This is a genomic window from Spirulina sp. 06S082 (assembly GCF_034932145.1).
GTDB lineage: Bacteria > Cyanobacteriota > Cyanobacteriia > Cyanobacteriales > Spirulinaceae > CCY15215.
This window is the reverse complement of the sequence record NZ_JAYGHV010000417.1, coordinates 1-12,206: the sequence shown is the minus strand read 5'-3', so window position 1 is coordinate 12,206 and position 12,206 is coordinate 1. Positions and strand designations below refer to the sequence as shown.

Sequence of the window (12,206 nt, the reverse complement as noted above, 5' to 3'; positions counted from 1 at the left end):
GACTGCGATCGCCCATAATTGCTAATGTTCCATCCATATCGACAATAATTGCATCGGGAAGATTAGGATCGCGATCGAGTAATTGCGGAGGAGTGCGAATATAGCGATTATACATCTTCATAATCACCTCTTTTCCCACCGATCGCGGTCGTTCTAAATCTCGACGAATGCACTCTTCAAGAGGAACTTCTAAGAAAGAATCATTCACCTCAACCAGAGCTTTTCCTTTGACTAATTCTTTGATATGCTCTACATGATAACCAAAGTTAGTATCATCTACAATGACGTGCTTTCCTGCTTCCAAAGCCATCAAAATAATTTGATCTCGTAACTTAAGAATAAATTTTTCATTTTTTTGCGACCAATAAGAAGCATGAGCCATTTCTCGTAATAAATCTTTGTTTGTCCTCACCCAACGTCCAGGATTTTCTAATAATAATTCCTTGGCATAACTTGATTTTCCCGAAGCAGGTAAACCAATTAAAACTAAGACCTTTTTCATGTTTAAACTCCTAAATAAATATTTTCAATCTCTAGCAGTTGTTCTACTTTAGGGAGAGATGTTTTTTGCAAAGACTCTCGAATACTAGCAGATTTTCCCGATCGCAAAGCAAATAAAATCCCCGAGTAAGGCAAATGCTTAATGCTTAACGCAAAATCTTTCTGACTGGGAATATCTTTATAGCGATTGTATTCTGCCTCTATTTTGTTCGCAAAATCATCATATTTTTGTTGAATATTGTGATACATTTCTGTCCATTCGGGATAATAGGAGAGAAATTCATCGCCTTCATGTTTCAGAATAATTTCTAACATTCTGCGAGTCGAAAATCCCTGACGAAAATGGGAGAGTGCGACATATTCTGGAGACTTAACCTTGACTCGACGAAAAGCGCGATCGCAGATGACATAGCCTTCAGAATTCATGGGATCGAGGTACTTGGATGCTTCCAAAATTTCCGACCAACTTCCTAACGGATAAGTTTTTACTAATTCCCAACCATATCGATCCGTCCAAATTTTTGGCTCTTCTTCTCCCAGGGTTTTAACATTGCGAACGCCATGTAAAGTTAACTGATTGGACTCTTGTTTAACAACAATTCGATTATAAGGAGTCATTAACTCAAAACTAAAACAATATTCAGTTTCTTTGGGTAAAGTATAGCCTAATTCTTGCCAAACTTGCCAAAATAACTTTGCAAATGTAAACGGAAAGCCATTAACTTTTCCCGTTGCATCCGGAGTCCCGCTAGATTGTACTCTCCACTGGTCATCGTAATAATAAAGTACCATTAAAGAGCCATCTAATTTGTCATAAACGGTAGCATGATTCCAATCTATCTCAACAGCATTGGGTTCACCATAGTTAAAGAACTTATTGTAAGAATAGGAAACAATTTCCCAATCTTTTTCTTCATCTAAAATAATACCCCGAGATTGCTGCACGATTTTCTCTTCCATTGGCGACTCGATTTGCGAATACTTCAAACAAACCAAATTAGGATATTGATGATGGCGATTGGCTTTGATATGATATTGATGGCATAAATTTTCTAATCCGCGATCGCGCAGATACTCTATCAGTTCCATTGCATTTTTGTAAAACAACAGCACTTTTTATTATAAACTATTCTCATCCGTTCGCTATCAACTATCAACTATCAACTACCAACTACCCAATATCTATGCAAATTTGTGAACTTGCTATCTACCCGATTAAAGCCTGTCGCGGTATCTCTTTGTCAACAGCAGAAGTTACGCCAAAAGGATTTCTCTGGGATCGAGAATTTATGATAACCGATCGCGCTGGCAAATTTCTCACCCAACGCCAATATCCTCAACTAGCATTAATTGAGGTAAAAATTGAAGCAGAAAAAATAACTTTATCCGCAGCATCCTATCCAACAATTGAGTTTACAGCAACGATAATAGGAGAAGAAATAAACGTGGAAGTATGGCGCGATCGCCTCATTGCTATTGACCAAGGAGATAAAGTAGCTAACTGGCTGCAATCTGTCTTAAAAACCTCTCATCCTTTACGTTTAGTGAGGCAATCTCCTCGTTATATTCGCCCCATTAATCCCCACTATACTACCCGAGAGAATGCCCCAGTTAGTTTTGCTGACGGCTATCCTTTCTTAATTACTAATACTGCATCTTTAGCTGAATTAAACCACAGATTAGAGGAAATCTATCCCGATCGCTCTCAAAATGTTCCCATGAATCGTTTTCGTCCTAATATTGTCATTGAAAGCGATCGCCCTTTCCTTGAAGATGAATGGAAAGTCTTGCAAATTGGAGAAGTCGTCTTTGATTTGGTAAAACCTTGCAGTCGCTGTATTGTAACAACTACCGATCAAATCAGCGCACAGCGTAACGAATTACGCGAACCTTTGAAAACCTTGGGAACTTTTCGACACTTTGAGAAAGAGGGAATTCTGTTTGGCGAAAATGCAATCCCGCGATCGCCTGGACAGATTAAAAGAGGAGATACAGTGCAAAACTTAACAAATTAAACGCGATCGCGATCTGGGTTGCGATCGTTTTTAAACAATTAGGATACAAATCGCAGCAATTCTTAAAGCAATTCTTGGGATTGTTTAAACTATTATGACTCTCAGCAAAGTATTGCAAACATATTTCAATAATCATTACAAAATTGAGAATTTGAGGTGGTAATTATGATGAAACCCTAATAATAGAAATAGCAAAGATAAATGAGCGATCGATCTTTGACACAATCAATTTAGTATAGAGGCTAAAGATCATGAATATTGGCAAAGTATTTGCTGAAACCAGTCTGTTTATCTCTGAGGCATTTGCTCGAATTTTCAGTCCGACGGATGATATGTATCCCCTTGTTGGCGTACAACCCTTTTCCGGCGATCCTTATGAGAAAAAAAGGCATTTTGACTGGTAAACTGAATGTTTTTGCAAAACTGAGATGCACCCCCAATAAGAATCAATCCAAACTCTGCAAAAGTTTGTTAATATGTTCGGGTTCGTGAGTGGCCATCACCGACAAACGAATGCGACTGGTAGGGACGGTTGGGGGGCGAATTGCTGGGGCAAAAATGCCTTTTTCTTGTAACTGTTTTGCGACATCGATCGCCGCTTGTGGACTTTCTAAACCCATACACAAAATGGGGGATTGAGAAGGAAAGAGCGTGAATTTTTGAGTTAAGTTTTGTTTAATTGTCTTGACATTTTCCCATAATCTTACTCGCATTTCTGGTTCTTGTTGAATAATGCGAATGGCGGCGATCGCCGCCCCAGTATCAGCAGGAGATAAACCCGTAGTATAAATCCAAGTAGAAGCGCGATTGCGGAGAAAATCAATTAATAATTTAGAACCTGCAACATAGCCGCCTAAACTCCCCAAGGCTTTGCTTAAAGTTCCCACTTGAATTAAGGGTTTCCCCGTACAATGAAAATGCTCTACACATCCCGCCCCGGTTGTTCCTAAAACCCCCGTAGCATGAGCCTCATCAATAAGCAGCATAGCATCATATTTTTCTGCTAATTCTAATAGTTCGGGTAACGGGCATAAATCCCCATCCATACTAAAAACGCTATCAGTAGTAATTAAACAACGGCGATATTGTGAACGATATTGTTGTAATTTTGCTTCCAAATCTTGGCGATCGCAGTGTTCGTATTCTAGTCCCGTCGCACCACTTAAAACCGCCCCATTTTTTAAACTAGAATGATTGTAGCGATCGCCTAAAATTAAATCTCTCTGTCCCACCAAAGCCGCGATCGCCCCCAAATTTGCCAAATATCCCGAACTAAAAACCAGCGCATCTTCCGTTTGTTTCAGGTCTGCGATCGCCTTTTCTAAATCTCGATGTAGTTGGCGATGTCCGCTTAATAAACGCGATCCAGTGCTTCCCGTGCCATAGTCTCTAGTCGCCTTTATCGCCGCTTCAACGAGGCGATCGTCCCCCGCAAGCCCTAAATAGTCATTGCTGGCAAAATTAACAACTTCTCGCCCTTCCAAGTTCACAACCGCACCCCCTCGCCCCGCGATCGTCTTTACAGAACGATACCAATGGGCGCGATGAATGCTTTCTAAGGACTTTTCCAGCCAAGAATAGGGCTTATTTCTGGTTATTTGATCCCCCCGGCTATCGCCACCCCCCTTATTAAGGGGGGCAGGGGGGATCGAAGTTTTTTTATTCATTCTAAGGACTTTTCCAGCCAAGAATAGGGCTTATTTCTAGTTATTTGATCCCCCCGGCTATCGCCACCCCCCTTATTAAGGGGGGCAGGGGGGATCGAAGGTTTTTTATTCATTATTAATTGCCAAATCAAGCCAGTTTTTGATCGTTGTCACGACTTCATCTAAAGGAATATCCTGAGATTCTTTAGTCGCGCGTTGCACAACTTCAACCTTACCTTCTTTGAGAGAACGTCCGGTAACAATTCGATAAGGAATACCGATCAGATCCGCATCTTTAAATTTAACACCTGCTCGTTCCTTGCGATCGTCTAAAAGAGTTTCAATTCCTGCTGAATTTAATTCCTGATACAAGTTTTCTGCCGCTTCCATTGCCGTTTTATCGTTAATATTAGGAACGACGATAATGGCATGATAAGGCGCGATCGCCGGCGGCCAAATAATACCATCTTTATCGTGGGATTGTTCCACCGCAGATTGTGCCAAACGGGAAACCCCTACCCCATAACAACCCATTACAAAAGGTAATGTTTTGCCATCTTCCCCAGTAAAAGTTGCACCCATTTTCGCCGAGTATTTTGTTCCTAATTGGAAGATATGACCCACTTCAATTCCTCGCGCCGATTTTAACACTTTCTCGGGATCGCGGACGCAGCGATCGCCAGCTTCCGCTTTGCGGACATCTACAACTAATTTAGGGAGAGGATATTGTTTTTCCCAATTAACCCCAAAGGCATGATACCCAGCTTCATTTGCCCCCGTAACAAAGTTCTTTAAATTAACAGCAGTTTGATCTACCATGCGAACAAATTGAGGATGAATATTTTTTGCTTTTTTGATGCAATCATCACTCAGATCCGCAGCAATATAACCCAAAGGTAACGGTTTTACTGCCCATTTCTTTTGTGCTACTTCATCAGGAACTTCCAGAGACAGTACAGCATTTGCGCCAAACTCGGAAACTAACTTGCTAATTTCGTTTTGCAACTTGACATCATTAACATCGCGATCGCCGCGAATACTGACCAAAACTAACACTAACAAATCATTATCCAAAACTGCTTCATAAAGTACATTTTTGAGAATTGCCGTGGGAGAACATTGGGCAAACTCTGCTAAAGTTGCAATGGTGGGAGTATTAGGAGTTTCCCGTTTTTCGTATTCCGTAAACGGAGAATCTTCAGCATCAGGAGGAATTGATTCTGCTTTCTCCACATTGGCTGCATATTGGCCATCTTCCGTGTATAAAATCTCATCTTCGCCAATCTCTGCCAACACCATAAACTCTTGAGAACCCGAACCCCCGATCGCCCCAGAATCCGCTTCTACTGCCACAAAAGCCAAGCCACAGCGAGAAAACATATTGCGATAAGCGCGATCCATATCGCGATAAGTTTCCTTCAAACTCTCCTCATTCGTATGAAAAGAATAGCCATCTTTCATAATAAATTCCCGTCCCCGCATCAAGCCAAAACGAGGGCGAATTTCATCGCGAAACTTGCTTTGAATTTGATATAAATGAGTAGGAAGTTGGCGATAAGAACGAATCATATCTTTGGCAATTGTGGTAATTACTTCCTCATGAGTGGGTCCGAGGGCAACTTCGCGATCGCGGCGATCGGTAAACGCAAACATGATCCCCTCTGCTTTGGTATAAGTATCCCAACGTCCCGACTCTTTCCACAATTCCGAGGGTTGCAGTTGAGGAAGCAAGCATTCTTGGGCACCCGTCGCATTCATTTCCTCCCGCACAATCTGAGAAACCTTTTGCAAAACGCGCCACATCAGGGGAAGATAGCTGTATAAGCCACTGCCAACACTGCGGATATATCCTGCCCGCAGTAACAGTTGATGGCTGGGAATAACCGCTTCAGCAGGGGATTCCCGGAGAGTGACAAAGAGCATTTGAGACAGTCGCATACAGATTTCCCTTTTTCAGTGCAGTCGCATCGATCTAGGATATCAGTCTTGTTTGCAAATTGGGCAAGGGCTGCATAAAAGTTTGCAATACTGGTTCGAGTTCTGTCGTAGCGCGATCGGGTAGAATGTTCGTGAGATGTTTTACCAGAGAGGAAGGAAAAATCGTGCAGATTACAGCCATCAAACAGGGTCAAATGTTGATATTCTCGGAAATGCTCGATATTCCTGACGGGCAAAGAGTAACCGTTGAAATTACTGAAGTAGAAAATAATGGCGATCGCAATGGTGGGCAACTGGATTTTTGGGAATCTATCCAAAAATTTCGCCAAGAAAATAATATTGAAGAAGCCGATATTGATGTTGACGAAATTTTTAAAGATGTTCGAGACAAATCCCTCGGACGCGAGGTGATTTTGTGAGTTTAATCTTTTTACTGGATACTAATACTTTATCTGAGCCTTTGCGCCCGCGCCCTAATGAATTAATGATTTGCAGATAGAAAACTGGCATTAGTTAAATCAGATTATAACTGTCAAATTACCAAAATCGTTCTGCTATGTTTTCGATCGCGCTTTCCAAATCTGGCAAGTAGTTTTCAACAACATCCCATACCACCTCTAAATTGAGACTTAAATACTCATGAGCTAGCCTATTTCTAAAACCAACAATTCGTTCCCAAGGAATACTCGGTTCTGAGGCTTTCCATTCATCCGGTAGCTTTTTGATAGATTCACACATAACCTCAAGATTTCTGATAACTGAATCTTGAATGATCGTTTCTTGGAAAAAATCATCTTTTCCTGTCGCTGTATAAGATTTAATTCTTTGCAAGCAATCTCGTATGTGAATCAAATAAATTCTATTTTCTTTCATAATTCAATTGCCTCTGCCAAAATTTTGTCACGAATAAAATAATGTAAAGATTTAGCCGCTACTACATCAACTTTACACTTTAAGAGATTTTCTAAGTCTTCGATTAAACCCATTGGAAACCAAGGAGAAATTTTGGCTAGATCGTAATCGATTAGAAAATCGATATCGCTATTTTCTGTTTCTTCTCCTCTGGCAACCGAGCCGAAAATTCGCACGTTAAATGCTCCGTGCTTGGCTGCAATTTCTGCGATCGCGTTTCGTTTGTCTCGTACCTGTTGTTTGAGTTTCATGTTTAAGTTTATTTTTATTATTTAGCTTAAAATAGTATCACAGATTTCCCTTGAGATTGCAGTCGCATCGATCTAGGATATCAGTCTTGTTTGCAAATTGGGCAAGGGCTGCATAAAAGTTTGCAATACTGGTTCGAGTTCTGTCGTAGCGCGATCGGGTAAAATATTCGTGAGAGGTTTTACCCTCGATCGCGTTGCGGGAGGAGGGGCAATAATCATGTTTATTTTCGAGATCGAGAATAATTCAACTTTAGCCAGTGTAGCAAGCAATATCAAAGAATAGGCGTTTTAAATAATACCAAAGAGAGTAGAAAATCCAGCATAAAAATAGCGATCCATGTCGTAACAACAGCATTGGTTGAAGATTGTCCCACCTCCTTTGCCCCTCCCTGGGTTGTCAGCCCCCAACTACAGCCGATCGCCGAGACAACAATACCAAACAGAAACCCTTTCAGCAAAACTGCCAGCAAATCTAAAGGGGTTAAAAACGATCGCACCGATTGTAAAAATAACCAAGGATTGAGATGATAAAATTGCCGTGCTACCAGCATTCCAGAAATAATTCCCACGGCGATCGCGCAAATGCTTAAGAGGGGTAACATTACGCAACAGGCGATCGCCCTCGGTAAGACCAAATAATCGATAGGATCGGTTTTTAACATCATTAACGCATCAATTTGTTCCGTTACCCGCATCGCGCCTAATTCCGCCGCATAAGCCGATCCTACCTGTCCTGCGACAATACTCGCGGTTAATACCGGACCTAACTCCCGACAAAAGGCTAAGGCAAAGGCTCCTCCCAGGGCATTAATTGCCCCAAAACGGTTTAATTCCCGCGCGGTTTGAATGGTAAAGATGGCACTGGCGGAAATTGCGATTAAAATAACAGGTAAGAGGGAACGAGGTCCGGCTTTGGCGAGTTGTTCGAGAAAAGCACGCGGATAAATTCTGCCCTTGAAGAGGCGCAACCCGAGTTGTCCAACCAGGAGAAGTGCCATGACAAAACGCCATAGCCAAGACTGTTCGACAAAATCTTCGGATTCGGGGTTCGACATTGTGTAAAAAGAAAGAGGGTGCAGCCACAAGAGTCATTTTTGTGCGGGCGAAAATTAATCAGGAACAGACTCAGATGATTACGAATAGGCTACACCACGGCGCAGCGAACACTATGGAACGGGTACAAGCGCAACTTTTGGCGGGAAAAATTTTATCGGGGTTATTAGGGTTTTGTATTGGAGATGCTTTGGGGGTTCCAGTGGAGTTTTCCCCGCGATCGCAACTGCAAAAAATTCCCGTTACGGGGATGCAAGGATACGGTACCCACAACCAACCCCCAGGAACTTGGTCCGATGAAAGTTCTTTGATGTTTTGCGTTGCTGACGCACTCTGTTGGCAAGATGTTCAATCGGATGCTTTGCTTGATGAGACGGCAAATTTGCTTTCTCGCTGGTACGAGGGTCAAGTTTGGACTCCTCACGGACAGCGTTTTGATATTGGCTTTACGACGGCTAAGGCGATCGCCCATTTACGGGAAGGGATATCGCCGCAACTGTCGGGGGAAACGGAGGAAATGAGTAATGGCAATGGGTCTTTAGTGAGAACCTTGCCTTTTGTTTTTTTCCATCATTTATTGCCTTTTCCGGAATTACTCGATCGCATTCATAAGATTTCACAAATTACCCACGCCCATCCGCGATCGCAAATGGCTTGTGGCTTTTATGTGAGTATCGCGATCGATTTGTTGCGAGGATATGACCCAAAAATAGCTTATTTACAAGGAATTGCTCGGATTGAGCCATTTTATTGGCACCCTCCTTATAACGATCAATTGTCTCAATTCCAGAATATTATTGGGGGAAATTTAGCCGAACTTTCCCAAGCAGAAATTCATTCGGGAGGATATACTGTTCATACTTTAGAAGCGGTTCTCTGGTGTTTATTAAATAGTTCTTCTTATACTGAAACTGTTTTAAAAGCAGTTAATTTAGGAGAGAGTACGGATACGATCGCGGCATTAGCGGGAGGTTTGGCTGGATTATATTATGGTGTTAAAGATATTCCGGCTGATTGGATGCAAAAGATTGCCCGATTTTATGATATTTTGGCTTTGTCTGAGAGATTAGCAAAGAAGATTTTGAGTTGATGGCGATCGCAAAGTATAGCCTTAGCTATATCGCACTTCAACTTCCTAAAACAAACCTGAGAATAATCCCAATAGTTGTAGCAGCAATCAAACTAAAAGCAAGATTAACAACCCATTGAGTCCCTTCTCGATAAGCCTCGGATTTATCTGCGGAAATTTCCAAGCGATCTACCGACTTTTCTAAATGACTTACCGACTTTTCTAGATGATTCACCGATCCGTCCAAATGATCCAAACGAGTCCGAATTTCTTTAAGTTCTTCGAGAATTTGAGTGGTTTCTGATTGTGTCATAATTGCTCCAGTTAATCTAAAGTATCTTCAGTTTATCGTATGTGTAAAGAAGTGTAAAGACGCAGAATCCCTTCTATTGCCTGTTTCCTGTTCCCTATTGCCTGTTCCCTATTGCCTCCTTAACAGCATGAGAACAATTGCATCAGCAGGAAGGCGATCGCTTAGGTCTAATTAAGATAGCGATCGCGTCCCGAACAACTTATGATGGTAAAGGCCGCAAAAACTAACGCAAATCAGGTATGGGAACGACAATTTGGGAACTCGATTTTTACTCGCGTCCAATTTTTGATGAAAATAAGAAGAAACTGTGGGAAGTGCTGATCTGCGAAACTCCCCTCGATATGACGCGATCGCCAGAATCCTTGTTTAAGTTCTCGAAATTCACTAATAACAAAAGCGTGAATTCTATTTGGTTGCGAGAAGCCCTTGAAGAGGCGATCGCGAAAGCAGCTTATGCCCCCGATCGCATTCGTTTCTTTCGTCGGGCAATGAACAATATGATCCTGAAAGCCTGCGAGGAAGCGGATATACCTGCTATCCCCAGTCGTCGAACTTACGCGCTAAATCAATGGATCGCCCATCGCATGGATCGTTTTTATCCAACCCAAGCAGGGTATGATGAGGAATCTGCCAAAGCAACTTCAATTAAGTATCCTCCTTTAAATGCCGTACCTCTTCCCGATGCAGTGAGAGGCGATCGCACGGATAAATGGGCATTTGTGTCTTTAGAAGCGGAAGCCTTTACAGAAATGACAGATTGGGAGATTGGTTTTAGTGAGGTATTCCCTCTAGAAATGATTGGAATTACCCCTGAAATGAAGATTCCGTGGTTAATTATCTTTTCCCCTCGCGCAACCCCTTTAGCGGCTTGGATGTCGGGTTTAGAGTTAGCCTTTTTGCAGTTTGAAAAAGGTCAGTTTCCCCGCTTGCGTTTGGAAACGGGATCTAGCGATAGTTGGATTTTAGCGGATATTAAAGACGATAAAACTTTAGCCGAAGCGAATGGATTTGAAAACGCAAAAGAAAAAGTCAATAATATTCATTTCCTAGCGATTCAATCTAGTCCAGATTCAGAAGCCTTTGCCGGTTTTTGGCTCTTAAAAGAAGACTTATAAGACTTATAAGACTTTTAGTTCTATCGTCAGCACTTCAGTGCTTTTAAGTGAATGAATTTATCAGCAATTAAAGGCTTTCGTGGCGCATTTCTTGACTTCATCGACGATCCTTTCTATGTCTCCGAATTGGAAAGCGTTCGCTATTTTCCCGATGGTTTATTGGTAATAGAAAATGGGATTATTCAAGATTTTGGGGATTATGCAGAAATGCACTCCAAATATCCCAATCTCTCTATTACTCATTACCGCGATCGCCTCATTCTTCCCGGTTTTATCGACACCCATATTCATTTTCCCCAAACAGAGATGATTGCTGCTTATGGGGAACAACTATTGGAATGGTTGCATCAATATACGTTTCCCACGGAAAGAAAATTTAAAGAGAAAAGCTATGCTAAGAAAATTGCTTCTTTCTTTTTAGATGAATTGCTGAGAAATGGTACAACAACGGCTTTAGTTTTTACGACAATATTTCCTGAATCTGTTGACGCATTTTTTGAAGCAGCAGGCGATCGCAATCTTCGCGCGATCGCGGGTAAAGTTATGATGGATTGTAATGCCCCCGACTATCTCAAAGATACGGCACAATCGTCTTATGAGGAGACAAAAGCACTCATTCAGAAATGGCATAAAAATGGGCGTTTACTCTATGCTGTCACCCCTCGTTTTGCAGCAACTTCTAGCGAAAAACAATTACAACTTGCAGGGAAATTACTCGCAGAATTTCCCGATGTTTATCTCCATACACATCTTTCCGAAAATGTCAAGGAAGTTGAATGGATTCGAGAATTATTTCCCCATTCTCAGAACTATTTGGATGTCTACGATCGCGCTGGATTAGTAGGCGATCGCTCTATTTTTGCCCACGGGGTACAATTATCCCCCGCAGAATTTAAGCGCTTATCTGAGGCAAATTCAGCGATTTCTTTTTGTCCGACTTCTAATTTATTTCTCGGAAGCGGATTATTTAAACTTCAGCAAGCGAAGTCTCAAGAAACACCAATTAAGGTAGGTTTAGGGACGGATGTAGGGGCAGGAACGAGTTTTTCCCTCCTCCAAACTGCCAATGAGGGCTATAAAGTTTCTCAATTACAAGGGAGAAAATTATCCTCTTTTCAAGCCTTATTTTTAGCAACTTTAGGGGGTGCAAAAGCACTCAATTTAGAGGAGAAAATCGGCAATTTTGATGTAGGGAAAGAAGCTGATTTTATTGTTGTAAATTTGCAAGCAACCCCTTTAATGGCCTTGCGAAATTCAGGAGAATTACCCCAAACTCTTGCAGAAATCGGCGATCGCACTTTTGCACTGATGATGTTGGGGGACGATCGGGCAATTTCAGCCACTTACATTCTTGGCGATCGCGCAAAAATAACCTGAATTAAACTAAACGCAT

15 protein-coding genes are annotated in these 12,206 nt (G+C 41.7%); 6 read left to right on the top strand and 9 right to left on the bottom strand.

Annotation, left to right across the window (positions count from 1 at the left end; all coding sequences use genetic code 11):
• Positions 1–502: AAA family ATPase (locus tag VB714_RS25395; RefSeq protein ID WP_323227890.1), on the bottom strand; the 502-nt coding region annotated here is incomplete at its 3' end.
• Between the two features lie 2 nt (positions 503–504).
• Entirely contained in the window at positions 505–1,590 is a 1,086-nt protein-coding gene (locus VB714_RS25390; RefSeq protein WP_323227889.1) for an RNA ligase, read from the bottom strand.
• 95 nt (positions 1,591–1,685) lie between these two features.
• Here VB714_RS25390 and VB714_RS25385 point away from each other — a divergent pair, with 95 nt between their 5' ends.
• Together VB714_RS25385 and VB714_RS25380 are read left to right on the top strand one after the other, a co-directional pair.
• Positions 1,686–2,516 carry an MOSC domain-containing protein gene (locus VB714_RS25385; protein WP_323227887.1) on the top strand — a complete coding sequence of 277 codons (831 nt, stop codon included), beginning with the start codon at positions 1,686–1,688 and terminating at the stop codon, positions 2,514–2,516.
• Positions 2,517–2,767: 251 nt separating this feature from the next.
• On the top strand, positions 2,768–2,920 hold the full coding sequence (locus VB714_RS25380; RefSeq protein WP_323227885.1) for a hypothetical protein: 153 nt from the start codon (positions 2,768–2,770) through the stop codon (positions 2,918–2,920).
• 42 nt (positions 2,921–2,962) lie between these two features.
• Here VB714_RS25380 and bioF read toward each other — a convergent pair whose 3' ends face one another.
• A complete protein-coding gene (gene bioF / locus VB714_RS25375) occupies positions 2,963–4,183 on the bottom strand; it encodes an 8-amino-7-oxononanoate synthase (protein ID WP_323227882.1) in 1,221 nt (406 codons plus the stop codon).
• A gap of 105 nt (positions 4,184–4,288) precedes the next feature.
• Entirely contained in the window at positions 4,289–6,100 is a 1,812-nt protein-coding gene (proS, locus tag VB714_RS25370) for a proline--tRNA ligase (RefSeq protein WP_323227879.1), read from the bottom strand.
• Positions 6,101–6,264: 164 nt separating this feature from the next.
• On the opposite strand from proS, the gene VB714_RS25365 reads away from it, so the two are divergent.
• Positions 6,265–6,519: a hypothetical protein gene (locus tag VB714_RS25365; protein ID WP_323227877.1), complete on the top strand. Its 255-nt coding sequence runs from the start codon at positions 6,265–6,267 to the stop codon at positions 6,517–6,519.
• Positions 6,520–6,637: 118 nt separating this feature from the next.
• On the opposite strand, the gene VB714_RS25360 is transcribed toward VB714_RS25365, so the two are convergent.
• The 4 genes from VB714_RS25360 to VB714_RS25345 form a co-directional block, all read right to left on the bottom strand.
• Entirely contained in the window at positions 6,638–6,973 is a 336-nt protein-coding gene (locus VB714_RS25360) for a DUF86 domain-containing protein (RefSeq protein ID WP_323227874.1), read from the bottom strand.
• On the bottom strand, positions 6,970–7,263 hold the full coding sequence (locus VB714_RS25355) for a nucleotidyltransferase family protein (RefSeq protein WP_323227872.1): 294 nt from the start codon (positions 7,261–7,263) through the stop codon (positions 6,970–6,972). Before VB714_RS25355 ends, VB714_RS25360 begins: the two co-directional genes overlap by 4 nt.
• 72 nt (positions 7,264–7,335) lie before the next feature.
• On the bottom strand, positions 7,336–7,482 hold the full coding sequence (locus tag VB714_RS25350) for a hypothetical protein (protein WP_323227870.1): 147 nt from the start codon (positions 7,480–7,482) through the stop codon (positions 7,336–7,338).
• A gap of 53 nt (positions 7,483–7,535) precedes the next feature.
• Positions 7,536–8,318, bottom strand: a complete 783-nt coding sequence (locus VB714_RS25345; protein WP_323227868.1) for an MlaE family lipid ABC transporter permease subunit — start codon at positions 8,316–8,318, stop codon at positions 7,536–7,538.
• 74 nt (positions 8,319–8,392) lie between these two features.
• Here VB714_RS25345 and VB714_RS25340 point away from each other — a divergent pair, with 74 nt between their 5' ends.
• The gene (locus tag VB714_RS25340) at positions 8,393–9,406 is read left to right on the top strand and encodes an ADP-ribosylglycohydrolase family protein (protein WP_323227866.1); all 1,014 of its coding nucleotides are present in this window, start codon (positions 8,393–8,395) and stop codon (positions 9,404–9,406) included.
• 37 nt (positions 9,407–9,443) lie between these two features.
• Here VB714_RS25340 and VB714_RS25335 read toward each other — a convergent pair whose 3' ends face one another.
• The gene (locus tag VB714_RS25335) at positions 9,444–9,698 is read right to left on the bottom strand and encodes a hypothetical protein (protein ID WP_323227864.1); all 255 of its coding nucleotides are present in this window, start codon (positions 9,696–9,698) and stop codon (positions 9,444–9,446) included.
• A gap of 239 nt (positions 9,699–9,937) precedes the next feature.
• Between VB714_RS25335 and VB714_RS25330 the strand changes: the two genes are divergently transcribed.
• Together VB714_RS25330 and guaD are read left to right on the top strand one after the other, a co-directional pair.
• Complete coding sequence (locus tag VB714_RS25330; protein WP_323227863.1) at positions 9,938–10,813, top strand: Tab2/Atab2 family RNA-binding protein; 876 nt, start codon at positions 9,938–9,940, stop codon at positions 10,811–10,813.
• Positions 10,814–10,864: 51 nt separating this feature from the next.
• Positions 10,865–12,190: a guanine deaminase gene (guaD, locus tag VB714_RS25325; RefSeq protein WP_323227861.1), complete on the top strand. Its 1,326-nt coding sequence runs from the start codon at positions 10,865–10,867 to the stop codon at positions 12,188–12,190.
• The last annotated feature ends 16 nt before the right edge of the window (positions 12,191–12,206 follow it).